General features: G+C 67.8%; 26 protein-coding genes. 15 read left to right on the top strand and 11 right to left on the bottom strand.

Annotated features, from left to right (window positions below; all coding sequences use genetic code 11):
* Window positions 1-76: 76 nt before the first annotated feature.
* The 5 genes from ligA to QZ814_RS15460 are packed head-to-tail and all read right to left on the bottom strand — an operon-like array spanning window position 77 to window position 3,996.
* On the bottom strand, window positions 77-2,203 hold the full coding sequence (gene ligA, locus QZ814_RS15480; protein ID WP_294334005.1) for an NAD-dependent DNA ligase LigA: 2,127 nt from the start codon (window positions 2,201-2,203) through the stop codon (window positions 77-79).
* 32 nt (window positions 2,204-2,235) lie between these two features.
* On the bottom strand, window positions 2,236-2,748 hold the full coding sequence (locus tag QZ814_RS15475) for a hypothetical protein (RefSeq protein ID WP_294334004.1): 513 nt from the start codon (window positions 2,746-2,748) through the stop codon (window positions 2,236-2,238).
* Window positions 2,745-3,251 (bottom strand): hypothetical protein, encoded by a 507-nt coding sequence (locus QZ814_RS15470; RefSeq protein WP_294334002.1) that lies wholly within the window; start codon window positions 3,249-3,251, stop codon window positions 2,745-2,747. The genes QZ814_RS15475 and QZ814_RS15470 overlap by 4 nt, the downstream gene beginning before the upstream one ends.
* On the bottom strand, window positions 3,248-3,754 hold the full coding sequence (locus tag QZ814_RS15465) for a hypothetical protein (protein WP_294333999.1): 507 nt from the start codon (window positions 3,752-3,754) through the stop codon (window positions 3,248-3,250). Before QZ814_RS15465 ends, QZ814_RS15470 begins: the two co-directional genes overlap by 4 nt.
* Entirely contained in the window at window positions 3,754-3,996 is a 243-nt protein-coding gene (locus QZ814_RS15460) for a helix-turn-helix transcriptional regulator (protein WP_294333995.1), read from the bottom strand. Before QZ814_RS15460 ends, QZ814_RS15465 begins: the two co-directional genes overlap by 1 nt.
* Before the next feature lie 120 nt (window positions 3,997-4,116).
* Between QZ814_RS15460 and QZ814_RS15455 the strand changes: the two genes are divergently transcribed.
* The 9 genes from QZ814_RS15455 to QZ814_RS15415 all read left to right on the top strand — a co-directional run bounded on the left by QZ814_RS15455 (window position 4,117) and on the right by QZ814_RS15415 (window position 12,670).
* Window positions 4,117-5,283 carry an MBL fold metallo-hydrolase gene (locus QZ814_RS15455; RefSeq protein WP_294333993.1) on the top strand — a complete coding sequence of 389 codons (1,167 nt, stop codon included), beginning with the start codon at window positions 4,117-4,119 and terminating at the stop codon, window positions 5,281-5,283.
* Between the two features lie 50 nt (window positions 5,284-5,333).
* Window positions 5,334-5,789: a hypothetical protein gene (locus QZ814_RS15450; RefSeq protein WP_294333989.1), complete on the top strand. Its 456-nt coding sequence runs from the start codon at window positions 5,334-5,336 to the stop codon at window positions 5,787-5,789.
* Between the two features lie 91 nt (window positions 5,790-5,880).
* Window positions 5,881-6,483, top strand: a complete 603-nt coding sequence (locus QZ814_RS15445; RefSeq protein WP_294333986.1) for a PEPxxWA-CTERM sorting domain-containing protein — start codon at window positions 5,881-5,883, stop codon at window positions 6,481-6,483.
* 58 nt (window positions 6,484-6,541) lie between these two features.
* Window positions 6,542-8,737 (top strand): excinuclease ABC subunit UvrB, encoded by a 2,196-nt coding sequence (gene uvrB, locus QZ814_RS15440; RefSeq protein WP_294333984.1) that lies wholly within the window; start codon window positions 6,542-6,544, stop codon window positions 8,735-8,737.
* A gap of 54 nt (window positions 8,738-8,791) precedes the next feature.
* Entirely contained in the window at window positions 8,792-9,241 is a 450-nt protein-coding gene (locus tag QZ814_RS15435; RefSeq protein WP_294333982.1) for a helix-turn-helix transcriptional regulator, read from the top strand.
* Window positions 9,242-9,247: 6 nt separating this feature from the next.
* Window positions 9,248-9,532, top strand: a complete 285-nt coding sequence (locus tag QZ814_RS15430; RefSeq protein WP_294333979.1) for a type II toxin-antitoxin system RelE/ParE family toxin — start codon at window positions 9,248-9,250, stop codon at window positions 9,530-9,532.
* A complete protein-coding gene (locus QZ814_RS15425) occupies window positions 9,501-9,821 on the top strand; it encodes a HigA family addiction module antitoxin (protein ID WP_294333977.1) in 321 nt (106 codons plus the stop codon). The genes QZ814_RS15430 and QZ814_RS15425 overlap by 32 nt, the downstream gene beginning before the upstream one ends.
* Before the next feature lie 89 nt (window positions 9,822-9,910).
* Complete coding sequence (locus QZ814_RS15420) at window positions 9,911-10,453, top strand: hypothetical protein (RefSeq protein ID WP_294333974.1); 543 nt, start codon at window positions 9,911-9,913, stop codon at window positions 10,451-10,453.
* A gap of 585 nt (window positions 10,454-11,038) precedes the next feature.
* On the top strand, window positions 11,039-12,670 hold the full coding sequence (locus QZ814_RS15415; RefSeq protein WP_294333972.1) for a sensor domain-containing phosphodiesterase: 1,632 nt from the start codon (window positions 11,039-11,041) through the stop codon (window positions 12,668-12,670).
* Here the strand turns inward: QZ814_RS15415 and QZ814_RS15410 are convergent, their stop codons facing one another.
* Together QZ814_RS15410 and mutS are read right to left on the bottom strand one after the other, a co-directional pair.
* Window positions 12,671-13,105: a hypothetical protein gene (locus QZ814_RS15410; protein WP_294333971.1), complete on the bottom strand. Its 435-nt coding sequence runs from the start codon at window positions 13,103-13,105 to the stop codon at window positions 12,671-12,673. It abuts the gene before it with no gap.
* 68 nt (window positions 13,106-13,173) lie between these two features.
* Window positions 13,174-15,753, bottom strand: coding sequence for a DNA mismatch repair protein MutS (gene mutS / locus QZ814_RS15405; RefSeq protein WP_294334059.1), 2,580 nt, complete (start codon window positions 15,751-15,753; stop codon window positions 13,174-13,176).
* A 366-nt stretch (window positions 15,754-16,119) separates the two neighbouring features.
* On the opposite strand from mutS, the gene QZ814_RS15400 reads away from it, so the two are divergent.
* Together QZ814_RS15400 and QZ814_RS15395 are read left to right on the top strand one after the other, a co-directional pair.
* A complete protein-coding gene (locus tag QZ814_RS15400; protein ID WP_294333969.1) occupies window positions 16,120-18,375 on the top strand; it encodes an NADP-dependent malic enzyme in 2,256 nt (751 codons plus the stop codon).
* A gap of 19 nt (window positions 18,376-18,394) precedes the next feature.
* A complete protein-coding gene (locus QZ814_RS15395; protein ID WP_294333967.1) occupies window positions 18,395-18,772 on the top strand; it encodes a VOC family protein in 378 nt (125 codons plus the stop codon).
* Between the two features lie 6 nt (window positions 18,773-18,778).
* Here QZ814_RS15395 and QZ814_RS15390 read toward each other — a convergent pair whose 3' ends face one another.
* Entirely contained in the window at window positions 18,779-19,567 is a 789-nt protein-coding gene (locus tag QZ814_RS15390; protein ID WP_294333965.1) for an SDR family oxidoreductase, read from the bottom strand.
* 124 nt (window positions 19,568-19,691) lie between these two features.
* Window positions 19,692-20,837: an acyl-CoA dehydrogenase family protein gene (locus QZ814_RS15385; RefSeq protein WP_294333964.1), complete on the bottom strand. Its 1,146-nt coding sequence runs from the start codon at window positions 20,835-20,837 to the stop codon at window positions 19,692-19,694.
* A gap of 135 nt (window positions 20,838-20,972) precedes the next feature.
* Here QZ814_RS15385 and QZ814_RS15380 point away from each other — a divergent pair, with 135 nt between their 5' ends.
* From QZ814_RS15380 to QZ814_RS15370, 3 genes are read left to right on the top strand one after another with little or no spacing between them, the layout of a single operon-like run.
* Window positions 20,973-22,436 carry an MFS transporter gene (locus tag QZ814_RS15380; protein WP_365898796.1) on the top strand — a complete coding sequence of 488 codons (1,464 nt, stop codon included), beginning with the start codon at window positions 20,973-20,975 and terminating at the stop codon, window positions 22,434-22,436.
* Between the two features lie 15 nt (window positions 22,437-22,451).
* Window positions 22,452-22,679, top strand: a complete 228-nt coding sequence (locus tag QZ814_RS15375; RefSeq protein WP_294333962.1) for an AbrB/MazE/SpoVT family DNA-binding domain-containing protein — start codon at window positions 22,452-22,454, stop codon at window positions 22,677-22,679.
* Window positions 22,680-23,069 carry a type II toxin-antitoxin system death-on-curing family toxin gene (locus QZ814_RS15370; protein ID WP_294333960.1) on the top strand — a complete coding sequence of 130 codons (390 nt, stop codon included), beginning with the start codon at window positions 22,680-22,682 and terminating at the stop codon, window positions 23,067-23,069. It abuts the gene before it with no gap.
* A gap of 62 nt (window positions 23,070-23,131) precedes the next feature.
* Here QZ814_RS15370 and QZ814_RS15365 read toward each other — a convergent pair whose 3' ends face one another.
* Window positions 23,132-23,287, bottom strand: a complete 156-nt coding sequence (locus QZ814_RS15365; RefSeq protein ID WP_010545528.1) for a hypothetical protein — start codon at window positions 23,285-23,287, stop codon at window positions 23,132-23,134.
* A gap of 12 nt (window positions 23,288-23,299) precedes the next feature.
* Complete coding sequence (aceA, locus tag QZ814_RS15360) at window positions 23,300-24,589, bottom strand: isocitrate lyase (protein WP_294333956.1); 1,290 nt, start codon at window positions 24,587-24,589, stop codon at window positions 23,300-23,302.
* Between the two features lie 357 nt (window positions 24,590-24,946).
* On the opposite strand from aceA, the gene QZ814_RS15355 reads away from it, so the two are divergent.
* Window positions 24,947-26,222: short-chain fatty acyl-CoA regulator family protein (locus QZ814_RS15355; protein ID WP_294333954.1), on the top strand; the 1,276-nt coding region annotated here is incomplete at its 3' end.

Here is a 26,222-nt window from a genome sequence, read left to right as displayed (position 1 = left end):
CTGCTTGGGTTTGATTGCGGAATTGTGACAGTCAATCCCTACTTAACGTTCCAAGATGGTGCGTTGCAAAAACGCATCACTCGGAGGCGCTTACGATGGCCAGCCAATCCGCCTCGCTGATCACCCGGATTCCCAGATCCGCCGCCTTTTTCAGCTTCGATCCGGCACCCGGGCCGGCGATCACGAGATCGGTTTTCGCGGAGACCGAACCGGACACACGCGCGCCCAGCCGTTCCGCCTGCGCCTTGGCCTCGTCACGGCTTACCGCTTCCAGCGTGCCGGTGAACACCAGCGTCTTGCCGGTTACCTCCGAGTCGCGCGATTCGACGACGAACGGCGGCGGTGCGACTTCGCCCAGCAGATCGGCCCAGGCCGCGCGATTGTGCGGCTCGTGGAAGAAGTCGGCCAGTGCATGGCCCACCGCCGCGCCGACATTCTCGACCCCGATCCGCTCGGCGATCGCCTTGTCGAGCCGGGTGCGGTGCTTCGCTTCGGTTTCGCCGAGCTGCGGCGGAGTCGCCTCGCGCAGCGCGATCAGCTCGTCGGCCAGGGCTTCCAGCGCGGGCAGGGTGACGTAGCGCTTGAGCAGGTCGCGCGCGGTGATCGCGCCGATATGGCGGATGCCCAGGCCGAACAGCAGTCGCGCCGCATCGGGTGCGCGCTTCGCCTCGATCGCGGCCATCAGCCCGTCGACCGACTTTTCCTGCCAGCCTTCCCGGCCGACCAGCTGGTCGCGGTGCCGGGCGAGGCGGAAGATGTCGGCAGGCTCGGCGATCCAGCCCAGATCGAGCAGCTCGATCAGCGTCTTCTCGCCCAGCCCGTCAATGTCGAGCGCGCCGCGGCTGACGAAATGCTTGAGCCGCTCCAGCCGCTGTGCCGGGCAGATCAGCCCGCCGGTGCAGCGGACATCGACCTCGCCTTCCTCGGCTACCGCTTCCGATGCGCAGATCGGGCAGTGCCTGGGGAAGTGCCACGCGGGCCGCGGCTCGTCGCGGGTGAGATTCTCGACGATCTGCGGGATCACGTCGCCGGCGCGCTGGAGTACGACGCGGTCGCCCGGGCGCACGCCGAGGCGGGCAATCTCGTCGGCATTGTGCAGCGTCGCGTTGCTGACGATGACGCCGCCCACCGTCACCGGCTCCAGCCGCGCGACGGGGGTGAGCTTGCCGGTACGGCCGACCTGGATATCGATCGCCTGCAGCGTGGTCTGGGCGCGTTCGGCGGGGAATTTGTGCGCCAGGCCCCAGCGCGGCGCACGGCCGACATAGCCGAGCCGCTCCTGCCAATCGAGCCGATCGACCTTGTAGACCACGCCGTCGATGTCGAACGGCAGGTCAGCGCGCCGCGTCTCGATCGCGCGATACTGGGCGAGCGCGTCCGCCAGCGTGGGCGCGCGAACGAACAGATCCGAGACGGGGAAGCCCCAGGCGCGAATGCGGTCGATCGCTTCATACTGCTTGTCGGCGAGCGGTTCGCTCAGCTCACCCCAGCCCCAGGCGAGAAAGCGCAGCGGACGGGTCGCCGTGACGGCGGCGTCCTTCTGGCGCAGCGATCCGGCGGCAGCGTTGCGCGGGTTGGCGAACTGACGTGCTTCCTTGCCGGTCTCTTCGGCCTCGGCGAGCAGCCGGGCATTGAGCGCGGCGAAATCGGCCTTGGCCATATAGACCTCGCCGCGAACCTCGCACACCGCCGGTGCGCCTGCGATGCGCTGGGGGATGTCGGCGATGGTGCGGACGTTCGGCGTCACGTCCTCGCCGATCCGGCCGTCGCCGCGGGTGAGCGCCTGGACCAGCACGCCGTGTTCGTACCGCAGCGAGCAGGACAGGCCGTCGATCTTGGGCTCGGCGGTGAGTTCGACGGGCGCATCGTCGGCAAGCTTGAGGAAGCGGCGGACGCGGCCGAGAAAGTCGGCGGCGTCCTCGTCCGAAAAGCCGTTGTCGAGGCTGAACATCGGCCGCGCATGCGCCACCTTGGCGAGCGGGCCCGAGGGCGTCGCGCCCACCTGCCGCGAGGGGGAGTCGGCGCGGACAAGGTCCGGGAAGGCCGCTTCGATCTCGGCATTGCGGCGGACCAGCGCGTCGAACTCGGCGTCGCTGATCTCCGGCGCGTCCTCGTCATGATAGCGACGATTATGGTGCGCGATCTCGGCGGCGAGGCGGGCGAGTTCGGCGGCGGCGTCTAAGGGCGTCCGGGGCAGCGTCATGCCGCGCAGCTAGGGGAAGGACGCGCGACGGATCAAGCCTCCTCCTCGGCCGGGTCGAGCGGGCGCGTCGCCCAACTGGCGTAGAGCGTGGGGACGGCGCTGTAGAGCGTCATCAGGAAGAAGGCGCAGCCCATCGCCCGCAACGACAGGTCGGCGCCCGACCAGCCTTGCAAGGCTGCGATGGCTGCGATGCCCCAGAACAATATCAGCCCCGCCACCGCCATGCTCGCAAAGGTGACCAGAAAGGCGCGGCGACGCAGATCGCGATCCCATTCGTCCACGGTCTCGGCCGTGCCCCAGGGCTTTACCGGCCCGTAGAGCGGGAACATCACCCCTCCGACGAACCCGACCATCACCAAGGCGTAGCCGAGGTAGAATTGTCTGCCCGACAGAAGGAATTCGATGACGACGCCGGTTGCGGCCAGCGTCAGGGCAAGGAGGGGCAGCCATCGCATTCGGCGCCGACGCGGCCGACCTTCTGCAAGTGCCGGAATGCCGGTGCGGCGGGAAAGCTCGTCCAGCGTGGCGATGAAGCGGTTGGTCACAGCATGAGATCCTCTTGGGCTTCGGCTTCGGGCGGCATCGGTATCGTGAACTCGGCGAAGAGGATGGGTAGCAGGAGGCCCGCGTACAGGATCGCGCCGCCCCACAGGAACCAGTCCTGGGGTGCGGCCGGCATCGGCCAGCGAAAGGAAGACGCGACGCAAAGCCACCCGAAGACGAGTCCGACCAGCAGCAACAGGACCTGAAAGCTGCGCATGGTCGCGCGTTGCAGCGTATCGCGCTGGAACTCGTCGAAAACGACCGCCTCGTCCCGTCGCCTCGATTGTATCCTGAAGGGCGACGCGCTGACTGCGATCGTCATTAGAAGGACAAACGGCGTTAGAAGCCGAAGATAGGCGTCCTTGTCCGTGACCCACGGACACGCACCGGCATAGACTAGCATCAGCGAGATGGCCGCCAGCACGACCCAGCGCGTACTGCGCCGCCGCCGGATTCCCCAAATGGAACCGCCGGATCGAAACCCCGGGGAGATGTACCCGCTCACGCTACTTCCTCCTCCTCTTCCCCGTCAAAGGGCGGCAACGGGACCAGGAATTCGGCGAAGAGCACCGGCAGCGCCGCGCCGATGCCGGTCACGACGATCGCGAGGCTCGCCCATTGTTGCCAGGATCGTGGCGCCGGGCCGCCGAAGCGGGTGGCGTAGGCAAGCCAGGCCAGGCCGCAGAGCAGCAGCGCCAGCACAACCCGATAGCTGTAGCTGGAGGCGCGTTGCAGCAGGTCTCGCTCGCATTCGTCGAACACGGACAGCCCGCGCGGCGTCAGCCAGCTGTCCCTTCCGAACGGCGAGATGCGGACACCGAGGATGACGGGGAGCAGCACCCCGGCTTCGAAACCCCAAAGCGTATCGGGCGCCACCAGCGGGAACATGCGCGCCACTGCGTATCCGGCGGCGATCAGGATGCCCGCGACCAACACCCAGCGGCTCGAGCGCCGACGTCGCTGGCTCGCGCGTCTGTTGCCCGTCCACGCCCGCGAATCATAGCGCATCACGCGTCTCCTGCCCGGCGCAGTGCAACTGCCACCGGTTCGAAGGGTTCGAAGGAAAAGAGCAGTTCCACCGGCACGCCGAATACCTGCGCGATGCGCATCGCCAGTTCGAGGCTGGGCTTGTAGTCGCCGCGCTCTAGATAGCCGATCGTCTGCGGGTTCACCTCCACCGCCTCGGCCAGCGCCCGCCGGGTCATGCCGGATTCGGCGCGAAACAGCGCGATGCGGTTGTGAATGATCATGGAACGATTGGATCCTTGGCGCGATTCGTTGTGTATACACAACATATCTTTGGGTCAATGCACTGGGGTGCACCGGCGGACGGGGTTGATCTAGGGCGGGGCGGTTGCGAGAGAGGGTGCATGGCGATGGCAAAGACGTTCGCGCGCTGGCTGATCGCCGCGCTGCTCTGGATCGTGGTGGCGCTGTGCCTGTTCCTCACGCTGGTGCCGCCGTTTCTCGATCGCATCTATTATCGGGGTGCGGAGACCGGCCATTTCGACGGGCAGCATTTCGCCAATCCCGACGGCGAGACGGCGCCCGCGCCGGCGCTCGCCTTCGTGTTCCTCGCCCACCGGGTGGCGAGCGCCACGCAGCAGCCGCTATGGCCCGCCAGCGTGGCCGTGGCCCTGGGGCATCCGCCGGCGCAGGTGGAGGGCCAAGCGATGAAGGCCACCTGGATCGGCCATGCCAGCGTGCTGATCCAGACCGAAGGGCTCAACATCCTCACCGATCCCGTCTGGAGCGACGTGGCCGGGCCGTTCGGTCTCGGGCCGAAGCGGGTCGCCGTGCCCGGTGTCCGGCTGGCAGACCTGCCGAAGATCGACCTGATCGTCGTCAGCCACAACCATTATGATCACATGGATCTCGCGACGCTGAAGGCGCTGTGGCAGCGGGACCGGCCGATGATCGTCACCGGGCTCGGCAACGACAGCGTGATCGGCCAGGCGGGCGTACCGGCGCGCGGGCTCGACTGGGGGCAGCGGCTGACGCTGCGGCCCGGCATCGACGTGGTCGTGACGCGCAACCATCACTGGAGCAGCCGCTGGTTCGCCGATCGCAACCGCGCGCTCTGGTCGAGCTTCGTGGTGACGCTGCCGGGCGGCAACCTGTTCTTCGCCGGCGATACCGGCTGGGGCGACGGGAAATGGCCCGCGGAAGCTGCGGCGCTGGGCCCGGTGCGCTTTGCGGCGATTCCGGTGGGTGCCTTCCGCTTCAAGCCCGGGCAGATGGCCGCCGACGCGCATATCGGGCCGCACGATGCCGTCCGGGTGTGGGACGGGCTTGGCCGTCCCTGGGCGCTGCCGATCCATTGGGGTACCTTCCGCCTCTCCTGGGAGGCCTATCGCACTCCGCCGGACATGCTGGCGGCGATGCTGCGCTGTGGCGGCACCGATCCGGCGCGGTTCACGGACCATCCGCTCGGCCAAAGTTTCGACGTGCCGGCGATCGGCACCCCGCCGGCGCCGCCCCGCGAGGACGGCATTGCCAAATGCCGCGCCGATGGGCGGTTCGACCGCTTCCGCTAAGCTTGAGCCGCCGCGCTGTCGCCCGTACAGGAGCGGCAGGGGCGGGGTGGATGAGCAGCGAAACCGGCGCGGCGCGCGACTATCAGACGAGCATCGAGCGGGTCGGCAAGGCGCTCGCGATCGGCAGCGGACTCGGCGGCCTGCTGGTGCTGCTGCTGTTGGTCGCCGCCGGCCAGCGGACCGCGCCTGCCCTGATCGCGGGGGTGCTGTTCGGCAGCCTGTTCGTCGCCATCGCGCTCGTCTCGGTGGGCGGCCCGATCTGGCTGATCCTCCATGCGCTCGGCCTGCGCGGCGGGCGCTATGCGGCGATCGTCACCGGGCTGCTCGGCTGGGGGCTATGGGCCGGCGCGCAGGGTAGCAGCCGCTTTACCATCGCGCCGATCGATACGCGGGGCTGGCTGTTCGCGCTGGCGTTCAAGGCAGCGCAGGGCGGTGCGGTCGCGCTGCTCGCCGCCGGCATCGGCCTTGCCATGTGGCGGATCGCCTACCGGCCAACGAAGTCCTGAAATAAGACTCGTATATCAGATATTTGGGAGTCGATCTGCCTACACCTCGCATGGTAAATGCCTCGTATCGACAAAGAAGAGAGGGAGCAGCATGCGAGGATTGCTTCTGCCGCTGGCTGCGGCTTGGCTGGCGCTGCCGATGGCGGCGCACGCGGCCGAGATCATCACCTTTGCGCCACTTGCCAGCGCTGCCAGCCATAGTGTTGCGGGCCCCTATGTCGAAAAGGGGCTGAAGTTCGCGATGTCGAACCCCTTCGGCTTCTTCGTCTGGGGAACGGGTTCGGCTGGGAATGCCCAACCCGGTGGCGCGACGCTGGCGCCCTCGTCCTACGGCAATCTGACGATCAGCACGGCTGGCGGGACCACCTTCGATCTTGTTCGGTTCGACGTGGCGGATGTGATGAATTTCGGCAGTGGCGGGCCGATCGTCTACAGCTACGAGTCGTTGGGCGGGTCCGGCACCGGGCTGTTCAACCTCGATATCACGCCAGGCCTTCAGACCGTGTCGCTCAACCTCACCGATCTGAAGCGCTTCACCATCTTTGCCGACCCGCCCGGCGTGCAGATCGACAACGTCACCTTCACGCTCGGTACCAGCGGGGTCCCCGAGCCGGCGAGTTGGGCATTGCTGATCGGCGGTGCCGCGATGGCCGGTGCCGCGCTGCGCCGTCTGGCGCGACCCGCAACTGCCTGAACAAAAAGGGGACGGGCGCGGCTTTTCAGGTCCGCCGCGCCACCCCATATTCGCCGTCATGGCGATCCAGATTCGGACCAACCTTGCCGAGCCCGAGACGGGCCAGGCGTTCATCCCCCACCGCCCGCAGCGCCCCGAAAAGGCGGAGGGCGGGAAGCGCTTCAAGCTCGTCTCCGAATACCAGCCCTCGGGCGACCAGCGCTTCGCAATTCCCGAACTGGTCGAGCAGGCGCGGGCCGGCGAGCGCGACCAAGTGCTGCTCGGCGTCACCGGATCGGGCAAGACCTATACGATGGCCAAGGTGATCGAGGAACTGCAGCGCCCCGCGCTGATCCTCGCGCCGAACAAGATCCTCGCCGCGCAGCTCTATGGCGAGTTCAAGAGCTTCTTCCCCGAGAACGCGGTCGAGTATTTCGTCAGCTATTACGATTACTATCAGCCCGAGGCCTATGTGCCGCGGTCCGACACCTATATCGAGAAGGAAAGCTCGATCAACGAGGCGATCGATCGGATGCGCCACGCGGCGACCCGCTCGCTGCTGGAACGCGACGACGTGATCATCGTCGCCTCGGTTTCGTGCCTCTACGGCATCGGCTCGGTCGAGACCTATTCGGCGATGATCTTCGACCTGAAGAAGGGCCAGGTGGTCGACCAGCGCGAGATCATCCGCAAGCTGGTGGCGCTCCAGTACAAGCGCAACGATGCCGCCTTCGGGCGCGGCGCCTTCCGCGTGCGCGGCGACAATCTCGAGCTGTTCCCCTCGCACTATGAGGATACCGCCTGGCGGATCAGCTTCTTCGGCGACGAGATCGAGGAGATCGTCGAGTTCGATCCGCTGACCGGCAAGAAGGTGGCGAGCCTCGATTATGTCCGCGTCTATGCCAACAGCCACTATGTGACGCCGGGGCCGACGCTGAAGCAGGCGATGGAGGCGATCCGCCACGAGCTGACCGAGCGGCTCAAGGAGCTGGAGGCCGAGGGCAAGCTGCTGGAGCTGCAGCGGCTGGAGCAGCGCACGAACTTCGACCTGGAGATGATCGCGGCGACGGGCAGTTGCGCGGGAATCGAGAATTACAGCCGCTTCCTCACCGGCCGCCTGCCCGGCGAGCCGCCGCCCACGCTGTTCGAATATCTGCCCGAGAACGCGCTGCTCTTCGTCGACGAGAGCCACCAGACGATCGGCCAGATCAACGGCATGTCGCGCGGCGACCACAAGCGGAAGCTGACGCTCGCCGAATACGGCTTCCGCCTGCCTAGCGCGATCGATAACCGACCCTTGCGCTTCAACGAATGGGACGCGATGCGGCCGCAGACCACCTATGTCTCGGCCACGCCCGGCGACTGGGAGATGGAGCGCACCGGCGGCGTGTTCGTCGAGCAGGTGATCCGCCCCACCGGCCTCATCGATCCGCCGGTGGAGATCCGGCCGGTCGAGGAGCAGGTGCAGGACCTTATCCAGGAGTGCAAGGCGACCGCGGCCAAGGGCTATCGCACGCTCGTCACCACACTGACCAAGCGCATGGCCGAGGACCTCACCGAATATATGCACGAGGCGGGCGTGAAGGTCCGCTACATGCACTCGGACACCGAGACGCTGGAGCGCATCGAGCTGATCCGCGACCTGCGGATGGGCGTGTATGACGTGCTGATCGGCATCAACCTGCTGCGCGAGGGGCTCGACATTCCCGAATGCGGGCTGGTCGCGATCCTCGATGCCGACAAGGAGGGCTTTTTGCGCTCCGAGACTTCGCTGATCCAGACCATCGGCCGCGCCGCGCGCAACGTCGAGGGCAGGGTGATTCTCTATGCCGATCGCATGACCGGCAGCATGGAGCGCGCGCTCGCCGAGACCGGCCGCCGCCGCGAGAAGCAGATGGCGTACAACCTCGAACACGGGATCACGCCGGAAACGGTGAAGAAGAATATCGGCGACATCATCGCCCATGTCGCGTCGAAGGACGGGGTGACGGTGGAGATCGACGCCGATCGCCCGCACATGGTCGGCCACAATCTGCGCGGCTATATCGAGGAGCTCGAGAAGAAGATGCGCGACGCCGCCGCGAACCTGGAGTTCGAGGAAGCGGGCCGGCTGCGCGACGAGATTCGCGCGCTGGAGGCGGAGGAACTCGGCCTGCCCGAGGGCGAGCGCAAGGCGCCGGTGATGGGGCGGAGCAACGAAGGCAAGCCGGGCACGCGAAAGACGCGCTTCGGCAAGCAGACCAAGACGAAGTTCGGCGGGCCGCGACGGGGCTAGTTGTAAAATCACGCTTTGCGTGATAATTCGTGCCTTCTTCGATTGGAGGCTGCGATGGCGCTAGAATTTGTGAAGCGGGCTCGTGCACGTGAGTTCGCCGAAAGATTTAGGCGCGCTTGTGACGATTCGCCCTCTGTCCCTGCAAAGCATGAAGGGCGGTATGTCTTCATTGTTAAGCAGTTTGCCGAGCGAACGGGGGATACGATTTCCACCGAAACGGTGCGAAAGTGGCATGAAGGGGAGACCGCCCCTCGGCAGGAGAAAATTTCTGTTTTGGCTGAGATCCTTGGCGTGCCTGCGGTGTGGCTGCAGATGGGCTTGGTTCAGAATGGCTCGGGTTCTACCCCCGTTCAACAAAAGGTTGAGGAGGACTGGGACGGCACCATCCGGGTGCCTATCCGGCCTGGAACGGTTATTCGCATTGCGAATGTCCCAGCTGACTTGACCCAAGCAGAGGCTAAGCGCCTTGCGAACATCATTCTCGCGCACGCGGTAGTGGATTGATCCAAAATGATCCGCAGCATCGAGTCTGAAGCCGAGCTCATCCTTGCGGGTCAGCGCAGCCGCAAGTTGCCGCCGGATATGCAGCAGACTGCCCGCCGCAAGCTGCGTATCCTCAACCGGGTGAAGAGCCCGCTCGAACTGCGCGTGCCGCCGGGGAATCGGCTGGAGGAGTTGAAGGGGGAGCGCAAAGGGACATATAGTGTCCGGATCAACGACCAGTGGCGGATCACCTTCCGCTGGGTCGACGGAGGCGCGGACGATGTCCGGATCGAGGATTACCATCGCGGATAAGGACCGGCTGGACAATGTCCACCCGGGCGACGTCCTGCGTGAGGATTTTCTCGTCGGGTCCGAACTCTCGCTGGAGGAGGTTGCGGTCGGTACCGGTCTCGACCCGGCGAAGCTGGCAGCATTAGTCGCAGGTGAGGCGCCCGTAGATGCCGACGCTGATCTGCGCCTGACGCGCTACCTCCGCATGTCCGAGGGCTTTTTCCTCGGACTGCAGATGGATTTCGATCTCGAAGAAGCCAAGCGCGCGATGAACGGTGCGCTCGACCGGATCGCCCCCCGCGCCGCCTGACGCCCAACATGTCGTCGTCAGCTTACGTTCCGTCGTGATCGCCGCAGCCGCCGGTTGAGCCGTCGCGCATGCTCCCCCATAAGCGCGCCATGCGTTCGCTTTCCCTGCTCGCCGGTGCCGGCCTCGTCGCGCTCGCCGGCTGCGTGCCCGCCCCGACCGTCGCGCCGCCCGCGCCTGCGCCGCGCCCTCTGCCCGCGGCGACTCCTGTCGCGCCTCGCCCGGCTCCGACGCTGGGGGCGGACTGGCGCGACTGGCCGCTGACGCCGGGCGACTGGCGCTATCGCGCCGAGCCGGGCGGCGGCAGCGCCAGCTTCGGCGTGGCGGGGAGCATGCCGGTCGCCACCCTGCGCTGCGATCTCGCGACGCGGCGCGTGACGCTGGCCCGTATGGGCGCCACGGCCACGGCCGCGACGCTCACGCTGCGCACCACAAGCGCGGTCCGCGGGGTACCCGCGGTGCCGGATGCCCGCGCATCCGGCATGATCGTCGTCAGCTTCGCTGCGAACGACAGTTTCCTCGACGCGATCGGCTATAGCCGCGGGCGGTTCGTGGTGGAGGGGCTTGGCCTGCCGACGCTGGTGATCCCGGCCTGGCCGGAGATCCTGCGGGTGGTGGAGGACTGCCGGAAATGATCCGGCGCGCGGCACCCGTTCGGCCCAGACTTCCAGAATCGCACCGATAAAAATCTTTTACAAGACTTGTTCTACGACTCGGGGTCATCCTACATGTCAAGTGTGTCGAGAGGCACAGGCTCTTCAACAAGCGAAAGGAGGTGATCCGATGTCTCATGGTTCAGCAGTGAGGTCGGTTCAGTTCGTTCGGGAGACGCGCCGCTGACCCTGCCGCGCGGACGGAAGTCCTCCGTCCGTGGTGCCGCGCGGGAGGTATTTTCCTCCAATCAACGCCGGCAGCTGCAGGTAAAGCGGTCCGCATGGTCTCCCGGGCTGGAGCGCTCCGGCCGCTGACCATGTCGGGGGTCGTCGGGTACCCTGGATAGGGGCCCGGCGACCTCTTTCATTTTGGGGTGTCTTCCCCCGCGCAGCCTGCGCCCGAAGATTAGCAAAAAGTTACGATGTCGATATGGACTTGCCCCAACTTGGCCGCCGCCGAGTCGGGCGGGCAGAGGTGCATGCTGGTCGAACAGGGCGGCGGAGTGCCAGATGGCGCAGTCAGGGCAGATTGAAGGAGGCGCGGCGGGCGGCGCCTGCTTGCGCGCCATGCTCGAAGCGCTGCCTTCGCCCGTGATGCTGATCGACGGCAACGACCGCCTCGTCGAGGTCAACGCCGCCTTCTGTACGCTTGCGGGGCAAGACCGCGACTATTGGCTATCCCACCCGATGGAGGCGTATCTCCCGCCTGCCCAGATCGAACGGTTCACCGCCGAGCATGCCCAGGTTCTCGCCACGGGCGAGGACATGGAAACCGAGGAAACGATCGACGGCCATGACGGCCTCCCGCGCCACGTCGTTACCCGGCGACGCCGGATCGAGCTGGACGGCGAAGCACTGGTGCTGACCATCCTCACCGACATCACCGCCCTGCGCAATGCCGAGGCACGGGTACGGCATCTTGCCTTCCACGATGCGCTTACCGGGCTGCCCAACCGCGCGGCGCTCCACGATCAGCTGACCGAGGTGCTCGCGGCCCGCACGGCGGCGCACCCCGCGCTGCTGCTGATCGACCTCTACCAGTTCAAGGACATCAACGATGCGTTTGGAGAATGCACCGGCGACGCCCTGCTACGTGCTTTTGCGAACCGGCTCGCGGGCGCTGCCCGCGGGTCGGACCGGGTAGCGCGGACGGGCGGAGACACCTTCGCGCTGCTGATGGCGGATTGCTCCGACGTCGCCGCGGCGGAGGCCGAGTGCCGTCGGCTGCTCGCGTTGGCCGATCTGCCGCTCGCAAGTCCTGCGGGGGAGGTCTCGCTGGGGCTTACCATCGGCTGTGCCTGCGCGCAGCCGGGCATGGGGGCGGCCGAGCTGCACCGGCGTGCCGAGTTCGCGCTTTACGAGGCCAAGCAGCTTTCCGCCAACGAGTTCCGGCTGTTCGACGAAGCGCTCGCCGTCGAGGTGCAGCAACGCCGGGCGCTGGAGGCGGACCTGCGCCAGGCGCTCGTCGCTGGCGATCAGCTGGATGTGCATTACCAGCCGGTGATCGATGCCAGCGGTCACCGGGTCGTCGGTGTCGAGGCGCTGGTCCGCTGGCAGCATCCGCAACAGGGGATGATCCCGCCGGCGAGTTTCATCCCGATCGCGGAAGCGAGCGGCCTGATCGTCCCGCTGGGCGACTGGGTGCTCGATCGCGCCGTCGCGATGATGGTGCGCTTCCCGGAGATCGCATTGGCAGTGAATCTCTCGCCGATCCAGCTGCGCAGCCCGGATCTCGACGGCCGGGTCCTCGCCATCCTGGCGCGGCACGGCATGAAGCCGCGCCAGCTGCAGCTCGAGGTTACCGAAAGCGCGATGCTCGCGATGGACGGCGGCGTTGAGCAAGGTCTTGCCCGGCTGCGCGCGGCAGGGGTGCAACTGGTGCTCGACGATTTCGGTACCGGCTATTCGAGCCTGTCGCACCTCCACAAGCTGGCGATCGACCGGGTGAAGATCGACCAGAGCTTCGTGCGCGACCTTGGCAGCTCGCAGGATGCGCGCGCGATCATCCAGGCGGTGCTCGGCATCGGCCAGTCGCTCGGCATTGGCGTGACGGCGGAAGGCGTGGAGGACGAGACGCAGCAGCTGTTCCTGCGCGCGTTCGGCTGCCACGAATTCCAGGGCTATCTGTTCTCGCGGCCGCTTCCCGCCGGCGACGCCGCGACGTTCCTCCAAGCGCACGCGGCCCGCGAGGCTGCCTGATCAGCGCAGCAGGATGCGTCCCGGCGCAGCTCCCTTTGAGCGGGGCGGAAGCAGGCTGGGGTTGTCGAGATAGCGCGCACCGTTGAACCTGAGCCGCACGTCCTGGCCGGGCAGGATCCCGCCGCCGGCGACATGCACCCCCAGGTCGTGCCATCCATGCGCCTTGCCGGGCAGCATGCGGATCGGCAGCCGGGTGACGCTCGTCCGGGTGACGATCCGCCATCCATGGGAGCGTCGGGTCAGCACGTACAGATCACAGCCGCCGCTGCCGCAATGCTCGGGCCCTTCCGCATAGGCGAGCACCTCGGGCACCCCGTCGCCATTCAGATCGGTCGCCACTGCGCGGTACTGCGTGAGGTGCAGCGTGCCGGTGATGTAGGCAGCCGCCCCGGCAGGAAGCGGTGCGGCTGTCGCAATCAGGGCGAACAGGAGCATCGGCGCGACTCCGAAGGAGGAGCCGCAATCTACGCCGGCGCCGAGCGCCTGGCGAACGCTCCGCGCGCCTACGCTTCCTTGGCCAGCCCCTTCAGCCGGTAGAGCACGTCCAGTGCCTCGCGCGGGCTGAGCGCATCGACATCGATGCCGTCCAGTTCGTGGCGGAGCGCGTCTACCTTCTCCTCCTCGGCCTGCGCGGCGGCGGCAAACAGGGGCAAGTCGTCGAGGCCGGCCGCCAGCCCGCCGGTCTTGGCGCGGCCGGCTTCGAGCTTGTCGAGCACGGCCTTGGCGCGCCTGACCGTGGCAGGCGACATGCCGGCGAGGCGTGCCACGGCGATGCCGTAGCTGCGGTCCGCCGGTCCTTCCGCCAGCTCGTGGAGCAGCACCAGTTCGCCCTTCCATTCGCGCGCGCGGACATGGTGGAGGCTGAGCGCGTCACAGCGCTCGGCCAGTCGGGTCAGCTCGTGATAATGGGTGGCGAACAGGCAGCGGCAGCGATTTTCCTCGTGGATCGCCTCGACCACCGCCCAGGCGATGGCCAGGCCGTCATAGGTGGAGGTGCCGCGGCCGACCTCGTCGAGGATGACGAAGCTGCGCGGCGTCGCCTGGGCGAGGATCGCGGCGGTCTCGACCATCTCGACCATGAAGGTCGAGCGGCCGCGCGCGAGATTGTCCGAGGCGCCGACCCGGCTGAACAGCCGGTCGACCAGCCCCAGCGTCGCGCGGGCGGCGGGGACGTAACTGCCCGCCTGGGCGAGTACGGCGATCAGCGCGTTCTGGCGCAGGAACGTCGATTTGCCGCCCATGTTCGGGCCGGTGACCAGCCAGAGGCGCGACTCTTCGGAAAGCTTGCAGTCATTGGCGACGAAGCGGCCGCCTGCGCGGGCGACGGCGGCTTCCACCACCGGATGCCGCCCGCCCTCGATGTCGAAGCAGCTATGCTCGACCAGCTCCGGCCGCGCCCAACCACCCGCGGCCGCGCGTTCGGCAAGCCCGGCGGCGACGTCGATGCGGGCGAGCGCGTCCGCCGTGGCGGCGATCGGCTCGCGGCGGGCGAGCGCCTCGCCGGTCAATTCTTCCAGATGCGCGGCCTCGGCGGAAAGCGCATGGGCGCCCGCCTGCGTCACCTTCACCGCCACGTCGTGCAGCTCGGGCGCGTTGAAGCGGACGACGCCGGCCAGCGTCTGGCGATGGGTGAAGCCGCTGTCCGGCTTCATCAGTGCATCGGCGGAGCGCGCGGGCACCTCGATATGATAGCCGAGCACGCCGTTGTGGCGGATCTTGAGCGCGGTGATGCCGGTACGGGCGCGATACTCGCCCTCCAGCGCGGCGATCGCGCGGCGGCCGCCGGCGCCTGCGTCGCGCAGATCGTCGAGGGCTGCGTCATAGCCCTCGGCGATATAGCCGCCATGCGCGGCGTCGACCGGCGGCTCGGGCACCAGCGCGCGGGTGAGCAGGTCGATCAGCGCGCCGTGCCCGCGCAGCTGGGGGGCGAGGTCGCGGAGCAGCTGCGGCGCGTCGGCAATGCGGTCGAGCTTCTCGCCGAGACGCCAGGCGCCGTCGAGACCGTCGCGGAGCTGGCCGAGGTCGCGCGGGGAGCCGCGGCCGGCAGCAAGCCGGCCGAGCGCGCGACCAATGTCCGGCAGGGCGCGGAGCGTCGCGCGGATGCTGTCGCGCAGGCCGGCATCGTCATGGAACAGGGTGACGAGATCGAGCCGCGCGTCGATCGCGGCGCGGTCCATCAGCGGCGCGGCGATGTCGGCGCCTAGCAGGCGGGCGCCGGCGCCGGTCACCGTGCGGTCGACGGCGTCGAGCAGGCTGCCCTTGCGGGTGCCGGCGGCGCTGACGGTGAGCTCCAGGCTCTCGCGTGTCGCGGCGTCGATCGCCATCGCGGCTTCCGCTCGGCTGACGCGTGGCGGGCGGAGAAAGGGGAGCGAGCCCTTCGCGGTATGCTCCAGATAGGCGACCAATCCGCCCGCCGCCGCAAGGCCGGCGCGCGAGAACTGGCCGAAGCCGTCAAGCGTCGCCACGCCGAACAGCCGCTTCAGCCGCGCCTCGCCCCCGGTGCTGTCGAAGTCGATCTTCGGCCGAAGCGCGGTCGCCAGCTCGGCGAACTCGGTCGCCTCGCAGGCGATGGTCTCGGCGGGATTGAGGCGGGCGAGTTCGGCGCCGAGCCGGGCAGCATCGGTCTCGATCAGCTCGAAGCGGCCGGTGGAAATGTCAGCGCAGGCGATCGCGACTCCACTGCTCGCCTCCCCCACCGCGACGCACCAATTGGCGGTGCGGCTGTCGAGCAGTGCCTCTTCGGTGAGCGTGCCCGCGGTCACCACGCGGACGATCGCGCGCGAAACCAGCGCCTTGGAGCCCGCTCGCTTCTTCGCTTCCTCGGGCGTTTCGGTCTGGTTGGCGATGGCGACGCGCTGGCCGGCCTTGATCAGCCGGGCGAGATAGGCCTCCATCGCGTGCACTGGCACGCCGCACATCGGGATCTTGTCGCCATCATGCTCGCCACGCGAGGTGAGAGCGATGTCGAGCACCGCGCTGGCGATCTTGGCGTCCTCGAAGAACAGTTCGAAAAAGTCGCCCATGCGGTAGAATAGCAGGCAATCTCCCGCCTCTTCCTTGAGCGCGAGATACTGGGCCATCATCGGGGTAGGGGCGGCGGAAGACATCGTGCCTCGCTACCGGATGCACGGGGGGCGGCACAACCGCCGCCATGGGATGACGCTGGTGGAAACTGGGGATAAGGCGGCGCCCTGCCGAGCTTCCCGTCCGTGCATGCTCCCCCGCGTGCTGCATTGCTGCTCGCCCATGCGCGGATGCCGGCGCTGCCGCCCGGCCCGTGCGATCCGCGGCTGGTGCCGGTGTGGCGGTGGGGGAGCAGCGCGCTCTATGCCGCTCGTCCTATCCAAAGGACGTAGGGGAAAGCACGGAATCCCCCTTCTGCGGTTTGCAATCGCCGTCTCGGGCTGCTTTAGGGGCGCAAACAGTCCGAGAAATTAGGAGCCGAGCGGATGGCCGAAGAGAGCAACGTCCAGTTTTCCGATCGCGAGGCGCTTCGCTATCACGCCGAAGGCCGCCCGGGTAAGATCGAGATCGTCGCCTCCAAGCCGATGGCAACCCAGCGCGACCTGGCGCTCGCCTATTCCCCCGGCGTCGCCGTGCCGGTGCTCGCCATCTCCGAAAATCCTGCGACCGCCTATGATTACACGGCGAAGGGCAACCTCGTCGCCGTTATCTCGAACGGTACCGCTATCCTGGGTCTCGGCAATCTCGGCGCCTTGGCCTCCAAGCCGGTGATGGAAGGCAAGGCGGTGCTGTTCAAGCGCTTCGCCGATGTCGACTCGATCGACCTCGAGCTGAAGACCGAGGATGTCGATCGCTTCATCGACGCGGTCGAGCTGATGGAGCCGAGCTTCGGCGGCATCAACCTCGAGGACATCAAGGCGCCCGAATGCTTCGTGATCGAGCAGACGCTGCGCGAGCGCATGAACATTCCGGTGTTCCATGACGACCAGCACGGCACCGCGATCATCGCCGCCGCCGGCCTGATCAACGCGCTGTACCTGACCGGCCGCGACATCAAGACGACCAAGATGGTGGTCAACGGCGCCGGCGCCGCCGCGATCGCCTGCACCGAGCTGATCAAGGCGATGGGCCTGCCGCACGACAATCTGCTGATGTGCGATCGTACCGGCGTGATCTACCAGGGCCGCGAAGACATCAACCAGTGGCAGTCGGCGCACGCCGCCAGGACCGATCGCCGCACGCTGGCCGAGGCGCTTGAGGGCGCGGACGTGTTCCTCGGCCTCTCCGCCGCGAATGCACTGCCGGCCGAGTTGCTCGCGAAGATGGCGCCCAAGCCGATCATCTTCGCGATGGCCAACCCCGATCCGGAGATCACTCCGCCCGAGGCCAAGCGCGTGCGGCCCGACGTGATCATCGCCACCGGCCGTTCGGACTATCCGAACCAGGTCAACAACGTGCTCTGCTTCCCGTTCATCTTCCGCGGCGCGCTCGACGTGCGCGCGACCGGCATCAACGACGCGATGAAGGTCGCCGCTGCGCGCGCGCTGGCCGAACTCGCCCGCCAGCAGGTGCCCGAGGAAGTCGCGAGCGCCTATGGCACCTCGCACAGCTTCGGCCCGGACTATATCATCCCGACGCCGTTCGACCCGCGTCTGATCGAGATCATCCCCGCGGCGGTGGCGCAGGCCGCGATGGATTCGGGCGTGGCGACGCGCCCGATCATCGACATGACGGCCTATCGCCAGCAGCTGCGCGCCCGGATGAACCCGACGACGTCGGTGCTCAGCATGGCCTATGAAGGCGCCCGCGCCCAGCCGAAGCGCGTCATCTTCGCCGAGGGCGAGGAAGAAGTGGTGCTGCGCGCTGCCATCGCCTTCCAGGAAGGCGGCTATGGCACGCCGGTGCTGATCGGCCGCGAGTCGGTGCACGACCGTCTGCGCGCGCTCGGCGCCAACCCGGAGCTGTTCGAGCTGCACAACAGCGTCAACTCGCCGCTGGTCGGCGAGATGGTGGAGACGCTCTACAAGCGCCTCCAGCGCCGCGGCTATCTGCACCGCGACTGCGAGCGCATGGTCAATCGCGATCGCAACATCTTCGGCTCGCTGCTGCTGCGCATGGGCCATGCCGATGCGATGATCACCGGCGTCACCCGCACCTATGCCGAGACGATGCGCCAGGTGCGCCGGGTGATCGATCCGGTCGACGGCCGCACGCCGTTCGGCATCCATGTGCTGGTCGGCCAGTCGCATACCGTGTTCATCGCCGACACCACGGTGAGCGAGCGCCCGAACGCCGAGGAACTGGCCGACATCGCCGAGCGCACCGTGCAGGTCGCGCGGCGGATGGGCCATGAACCGCGCGTCGCGCTGCTCAGCTACTCGACCTTCGGCAATCCCGAGGGCAAGTGGATCGACAATATCCGCGACGCGGTGAAGGTGCTCGACGCGCGCGGCGTGACCTTCGAATATGAAGGCGACATGGCGCCGGACGTGGCGCTGAACCCGAAGCTGCTCGCCAACTATCCGTTCGCGCGCCTCTCCGGCCCCGCCAACATCCTGATCATGCCCGGCCTGCAGTCGGCCAACATCTCGGCCAAGCTGCTTCGCGAGCTGGGCGGCGATTCGATGATCGGCCCGATGCTGATCGGCATGGAAAAGCCGGTGCAGATCGCGCCGATGACCGCGACCGCCAGCGAACTGGTCACGCTGGCGGTGCTGGCAGCGGGTGAAATCGCGCGCTGATCGCAGGCGGAGGACCGGCATGATCGACGCCATCGACCATCTGGTCCTCACCGTGCTCGACGTCGAGGCGAGCCTCGCCTTCTATGCCCGCGTGCTCGGCATGACGCCGCAGCGCGTGGGCGAGGGGCGGGGCGCCCTCCATTTCGGCAGCCAGAAGATCAACCTGCAGCAGCTGCACAAGGGCGTCGATCCCAACACCCGGCACCCCGCGCGCGGCGCTGGCGACTTCTGCCTGCTGACCCGCACGCCCATCGAGACGGTGATGGCGCATCTTGCCGCACAGGGCATCGCGATCGTCGAGGGGCCGATCGAGCGGACCGGCGCGCAGGGCCCCATCCGCTCGGTCTATTTCTACGACCCCGACGAGAATCTGGTCGAGGTCGCCAACCGGCTGTGACGGCGCTCAGCCATCGATGCTGGCGCCCACGGCCGCATTGACCAGCCCGCCGTCGACCGTCACCGTTTCTCCCACCAGATAGTCTCCGGCACGGGCGGCGAGGAAGATCGCGGCGCCCGCCATGTCCTCGGCCACGCCGATGCGCTTGGCCGGGATCGCCTGGGCGACGGTGCCGCCATGGTCCCGCGCGGCCTTGTTCATGTCGCTGGGAAAGGCGCCGGGGGCGATCGAAGTGACGTGGATCTGGTCGCGCACCAGCCGGGCGGCCATGCGCCGGGTGAGGTGGATCAGCGCCGCCTTGGATGCCTGGTAGCTGTAGGTTTCCCAGGCATTGAGCCGCTGGCCGTCGATCGAGGTGATGTTGATCACCTTGGCCGGGCGCTCGGTGCTGCCGCCCGCCTTGAGCAGGCCGTGCAGCGCCTGGGTCAGGAAGAAGGGCGACTTGACGTTCAGGTCCATCACCTTGTCCCAGCCCTTTTCGGGAAAGCTCTCGAACGGCTCGCCCCAGGCGGCGCCGGCATTGTTGACGAGGATGTCGAGCTGCGGCTCCCGCGCCGCCAGGTCGGCGGCAAGGGCCCGGCAACCCTCGACCGTGGAGACGTCATGCGACAGCGGAATCGCGTTGGGGCCCAGCGTGGCGGCGGTCGACTCGCAGGCGTCGGCGCGGCGCGACGACACATAGACCTTCGCGCCGGACGCGACGAACCCTTCTGCGATCATCCGCCCGATGCCCCGCGAGCCGCCGGTAACCAGCGCCACGCGTCCATCGAGGCGAAACAGCGACGATACGTCCATGCTTTGTCTCCCTCTCCCCTCCGGGGAGAGGGCCGGGGAGAGGGGCAGTCTCTCCGATCCGGCCCTGTGGTTCGTATTGCAGACTGCCCCTCTCCGTACCCTCTCCCCGGCGGGAAGAGGGCTTTTATCCACCCCGCTTCAGCGTCTCGCGGGCGATGATCAGCTGCTGGATCTGGCTGGTGCCCTCGTAGATGCGGAACAGCCGCACGTCGCGGTAGAGACGCTCGATCCCGTAATCGGCGATGTACCCGGCGCCGCCGAAGATCTGCACCGCCCGATCGGCGACGCGGCCGACCATCTCGCTGGCGAAATACTTGGCCGCCGCCGCCTCCATGGTGGTGTTCGCCCCCGCATCCTTGGCCGCCGCCGTCTCCAGCACCAGCGCGCGCGCGGCGAGCGCCTCCGTCTTCGAATCCGCGAGCATCGCCTGGATCAGCTGGTGCTCGGCGATCGGCTTGCCGAACTGCTTGCGCTCGCTGGCGTAGGCCACGCAGTCGGCGACCAGCCGCTCGGCGACGCCCACGCATACCGCCGCGATGTGCAGCCGCCCGCGATCGAGCACCTGCATCGCGATGCGAAAGCCCTCGCCCTCCGCGCCCAGCCGGTTCGCCACCGGCACCGGCACGTCGTCGAAGCGGACGTCGGCGACGCGGGCGCCCTTCTGCCCCATCTTCTTCTCGGGCTCGCCGATCGAGACGCCGGGCAGGTCGCGCGGCACCAGGAAGGCGGAGACGCCGCGGCCGCCCGCTTCCTCGCCGGTCCGCGCCATGACGGTGAACAGCTGCGCCTTGTCGGCATTGGTGATGTAGCGCTTGGTGCCGCTCAGCCGATAGACGTCACCGTCGCGCACCGCACGGGTCTGCACGGCGCCCGAATCCGAACCCACGTCCGGCTCGGTGAGCGCAAAGCTGGTGATGATCGCGCCGCGGGCGATCTTGGGCAGCCAGTGCGCCTTCTGCTCGGGGGTGCCGGCGATCACCAGCCCCTGGCTGCCGATCCCGACATTGGTGCCGAAGGCCGAGCGGAAGGCGGGTGTGGTCCGCCCCAGCTCGATCGCCACCCGGCATTCCTCGGCCATGGTGAGGCCGAGGCCACCATGTTCCTCGTCGATGGAGAGCCCGAACAGGCCAAGCGCCTTCATCTCCTCGACGATAGGTTCGGGGATCGCATCGGCCGCCTCCACCTCCGCCTCCAGCGGGCGGAGCCGCTCGGCGACGAAGCGGCGTACCGTGTCGATCAGCGCGTCGAACAGCTCGGGTTCGAGGGCCATGGCCATCCTCTCGGTTCTAATTGCCGGCAGGTATAACGGGTGCGCTGCGTGTCGCAAGCCATACCCGATCTTCCAAAGCGTTTCGTTTGCGGCAGCTGTGCGTGGCCTGTAACGGGGTGGCAAATGGAGAACAGAATGATGGCCGGTCGCACCGCCGAAACCCCGCCCGTACCGCCCAGCCGGCGCGTGGCGACGCCGACGATGCTTGCGTACGGCTTCGGCGCGGCGGCGTACGGGGTGAAGGACTTCTGCTTCGTCACCTTCCTGCTGCTGTTCTACAACCAGGTCGTGGGGCTGCCTGCGGCGCAGGTCGGCTTCGTGATCATGTGCGCGTTGCTGTTCGACGCGTTCGTGGACCCGGCGATCGGCATGCTCTCGGACCGGACGCGGAGCCGCTGGGGCCGGCGCCATCCGTGGATGTACGCCGCCTGGCTGCCGATCGCCATCGGCTGGCTGTTCCTGTGGAACCCGCCGATCAGCTGGTCGCAGGGCGCGCTGCTCGGCTGGCTGTTCGTCTCCGCCGTGGTGGTGCGCACCGCCGTTTCCGCCTTCGAGGTGCCCTCGCAGGCGCTGAGCCCCGAGCTCTCCTCCGACTATGAGGAGCGGACGCGGATCATGGCCTATCGCTTCCTGTTCGGCTGGGGCGGGGGCATGGCGATGCTGATGCTCTCCTATGGCTGGTTCCTCGCCGAGCGGACCGGCCAGCCACACGGCCAGTTCGACCGCGCCGGCTATCCCGGCTTCGCGATCGGCGGAGCGGCGCTGATGGTGGTGGCGATTCTCGGCTCGGCGCTGGGCACGCACCGCGAGATCAAGAACCTGCCGCCGGTCGACATTGCGCCCCAGCCGCTCCGCCAGAGTATCGCCGAGCTGTTCGCCACGCTGCGCAACCCGGCCTTCCTGGTGCTGATGACCGCCGCGCTCGCCTATTTCGTGGCACAGGGCATCAGCTTCTCGATGTCCAACTATCTCTATGCCCATGTCTGGCATTTCGGGAACCTCGCCTTCCAGCTGCTCGGCGCGACGCTGTTCCTGGGCGTCGTCCTCGCCTTCCTGATCGCCCCGCGGCTCGCCCGCTGGCTGGGCAAGCCGACCGCTGCGACCATCGCACTGATCGGCGCAGTGCTGCTGCTCGCCGCGCCCTATGTCCTCCGCCTCGTCGGGCTGTTCCCCACGCCCGGCGACCCGCTGCTGCTGCCGGTGCTGTTCACCATCTTCACCGTCAACGCGACCTTCGCGGTTTCCTCGACCATGCTCGGCGCCTCGATGCTGGCCGATGTGGTCGAACACAGCGAGGTCGAGACCGGGCGGCGCTCCGAAGGCGTGTTCTTCGCCGGCTTCTTCTTCGTCCAGAAATGCTCGAGCGGGCTCGGTATCTTCGCAACCGGCCTGATCCTCAGCGTCTCGGGCTTCCCGGACGGCGCCAAGCCGGGGACGGTGCCCGAGGCGGTGGTCGACCGGTTCACCCTGATCTTCTGCGCCGTCTATTTGGCGCTCGGCGGCATTGCGGCGTTTTTCTACCGGCGCTTCCCCTTCGGCAAGGCGGAGCATGCCGCCCGGCTGGCGCAGCTGCGCGGCGTTGAAGGTGGTGCGAACTGATGTTATAACAGGCGTATGACCAAGCCGCTCAAGATCATCAAGATCGGCAACTCCGCCGGTATCATCTTGCCCAAGGAAATCCTCGCCCGGCTCCGGGTCGAGCTGGGGGACGAGCTGTTCCTCAGTGACACTGACAGCGGCGTGACGCTGACCAGGAACGACCCGGATTTCGAAGCGCAGATGAAGGCGGCGCGCGAGGTGATGGCACGCCGGAGAGCGGCGCTGCGCGAACTGGCGAAGTAAGTGGCCGACTGGGTCTGGGTCGATGTCGCGGTGGCGATCGCCGCGCATGGCGAGCAGCTTGCAGAGCATGGCGGGGCGTGTGGCATCCGCGACCGCAACATGGTGGAAAGCGCGATGGCGCGGCCGATCAACCTCGTCGCCTGCGGCGCGCCGGACGTTGCCGAGCTTGCGGCCGCCTATGCGTACGGCATTGCCCGCAACCATCCGTTTGTCGATGGCAACAAGCGGACCGCGGCGGTGGTCAGCGAAACCTTTCTCGTCCTCAATGGCCATGCGCTCACCTGTGACGATATCGAACTGGTGACCACCTTCCTGGAACTGGCGGCCGGTGCCCTGACCGTGGAGGCGCTGACCGACTGGTTCCGGCGCTGGACCGTGCCCATCGCCTGAACACGGGAAATGCCCGCCGGGTACGTAACCCGGCGGGCATCCTTTCCTCCCCAGGAAAGACTTCAGGCCACGCGGCCCAAACGGTGGTAGAGGTTGGAGAACTTTACCGATTCCGGCTTGTCCTTCACCGCCTGCAGATGAGCCCCGACGGCCTCGCGGAGCAGGCGGAAATCCTCGGTGGAAAAGACGGCGCGGCTGCGCTGCGGTTCGTTGGTCATCACATACTCTCCTTACGCGGCTTGTGCATTGAACTGGGCGGCTTCGGTGCTCTCGGCGAGCGCGGTGGTGGAACTGGCGCCCCCCGCCACCGTCTGGGCGATGGCGTCGAAATAGCCGGTGCCGACCTCGCGCTGGTGGCGCGTCGCGGTATAGCCCTCGGTCTCCGCCGCGAATTCGGCCTGCTGCAGCTCCGAATAGGCCGCCATGCCGCGATCCCGATAGCCGCGCGCCAGCTCGTACATGCCGTAGTTGAGGCTGTGGAAGCCGGCGAGGGTGACGAACTGGAACTTGTACCCCATCGCGCCGATCTCGCGCTGGAAGCGGGCGATATCGTCCTTGTCCAGATTCTTCTCCCAGTTGAAGCTGGGCGAGCAATTGTACGCCAGCATCTTGTTCGGATGCTGCTTCTTGATCGCCTCGGCGAAGCGGCGGGCGTCGTCGAGATTGGGCTTCGACGTCTCCCACCACAGCAGGTCGGCATGGGCTGCGAACGCCAGCCCGCGCTGGATGCAGTGATCGACGCCCGTCCCCTCCTTCAGCCGGAAGAAGCCCTCGGGCGTCCGCTCGCCGGTGAGGAACTGGTGGTCCCTTTCATCCACGTCCGAGGTGATCAGCCGCGCCGATTCCGCATCGGTGCGGGCGCAGATCACCGTGGGGACACCGCACACATCCGCCGCCAGCCGCGCCGCATCGAGGTTGCGGATGTGCGCCTGGGTGGGGATCAGCACCTTGCCGCCGAGATGGCCGCACTTCTTCTCGCTGGCGAGCTGGTCCTCGTAATGCACGCCCGACGCACCTGCCGCGATGTACGCCTTCATGATCTCGAAGCAGTTGAGCGGCCCGCCGAAGCCGGCTTCTGCATCGGCGACGATCGGCGCGAACCAGTCGCGCGTCGCGCCGCCTTCCAGATGCTCGATCTGGTCGGCGCGCTGGAGCGTCGCGTTGATCCGCCGTGCCAGCTCGGGCCCGGCATTGGCCGGGTAGAGCGACTGATCGGGATACATCTGCCCGGCGGTATTGGCATCCGCCGCGACCTGCCAGCCCGACAGGTAGATCGCCTTGAGCCCCGCGCGGACCATCTGCATCGCCTGGTTGCCCGACAGCGCGCCGAGGGCATGGACATAGTCCTCGGTGCGCAGCAGCTCCCACAGCTTGAGCGCGCCGCGGCGGGCCAGCGTGTGCTCCACCGGCAGCGAGCCGCGCAGCCTGGCGACATCGGCGGCGGTGTAGGGGCGCTGGATGCCGTCGAATCGCCCGGCAGGGGCGGGGACGAGATCCTCGAAACCAAGCGGCTGGGACATTGTGAATTCCTTGACTGACTGCCTGAACCTTGTGTGGCTAAGTTTAGGAAGTTCAGGCGTTCGGGGAATTCAACTTCGTCTTCGCACAGGGTGTAGGTGTGTGGTGGGTTGCGGGGTCTCCTTGTTGTGGTGTAAAGTATTTACAGATGGTTTGCGGCTCTTTGCTAGGAACGTAGCAAGAACGCAAAGTGTAGGACACCCCTAGATCCTCCCCGGAACGGGGAGGGGGACCGCCGCCGCAGGCGGTGGTGGAGGGGGATCGCCACGAGGGACTCGCCCGCTGCGGTCCCCCTCCACCAGCCTGCGGCTGGTCCCCTCCCCGTGCCGGGGAGGATCGAAGAAGGAGCGCGACGAACCATGGCCGAACGCAAACTCTTCGCCGGGCACGCCATCCGGCGGCTGCGCTTCCAGCTCGGCGTCAGCCAGGCGGCGATGGCGCAGGCGCTGGAGATTTCGCCCAGCTATCTCAACCTGGTCGAACGCAACCAGCGGCCGATCTCCGCCGCGCTGATGCTCAAGCTGGCCGAGACCTATGACTTCGACCCCCGCCGCCTCGCCGCGGCCGAGCCCGGCGGCGGGGCCGAGGCGCTGCGGCGGCGGCTGGCCGACCCGCTCTTCGCCGATCTCGCCATCGATCGCCACCAGCTCGAGGAATGGCTGGCCGGCGCGCCCGACGGGGCCGAGGCCTTTGCCCGCGCCTATGACCGGATGGGCAGCGCCGCCGCCCCGCTCCCCGGCGCCGCGCAGGATCCCGGCCCCCAGGTCCGCCGCGCGATCGAGCGCTGGCGCAACCATTTCGCCGATCTCGACGCCGCCGGCGAGGCGCTGGCCGACGAACTGCGCATGGCCGGCGAGCCCTATGGCGCGATGGCCGATCGGCTGCGGGTGAAGCACCAGCTCGCCGTGCGCATCCTGCCCGCCGAGGTGATGGGCGATGCCCTGAAACGGCTGGACCTGCATGCGCGGCAATTGCAGCTCTCCGAGGCGCTCGATCCCAGCGCGCGCGCCTTTGCGCTGGCCGAGCAGCTGGCGGTGGAGGCGCGCGACGAGATCGAGGCGCTGGTCCGCGGCGCCGGGCTGGACCGCGCCGCCGAACGCCCGTTCCGCCGCCATCTCACCGCCTATTTCGCCGCGGCGGTGACGATGCCCTATGCCCGTTTCCTGCGCGCGTGCGAGGCGAGCGGCTATGACCTGGAGCTGCTCCAGCGGCGCTTCGGCGCGAGCGCGGCGCAGGTCGCGCACCGGCTGACGACACTGCAGCGGGTGGGCGCGCGGGGGCTGAGCTTCTTCCTGATGCGGTTCGATCGCGCGGGGCAGGTCTCGAAACGCTATGCCGGCGCCAGCGGATCGGCGCTGGTCGAGGCGGCGGTGCCGTGCCCCTTGTGGAACGCCTATGACGCCTTTGCGCGGACCGACGAGACGGCGGTGCAGCTCGTCGAGCTGGAGGACGGCGCGCGCGCCTTCACCATCGCGCGCTGCGTGCATCCGCATGGGGGTGCACCCGGGGGCGTGCGCCCGCGCTTCGTGATCGCGCTGGGCCTGCCGGCGGCGGAGGCGGGGACGCTGGCGGCGGCGCGCGGCGTGGACCTGGCCGGCCGCGCCGCGCCGATCGGGCTGGGGTGCCGGGCGTGTA

The organism is uncultured Sphingomonas sp. (genome assembly GCF_913777625.1).
In the GTDB taxonomy this organism is placed as follows: Bacteria; Pseudomonadota; Alphaproteobacteria; order Sphingomonadales; family Sphingomonadaceae; genus Sphingomonas.
This window is presented reverse-complemented; position numbering and strand designations above follow the sequence as displayed.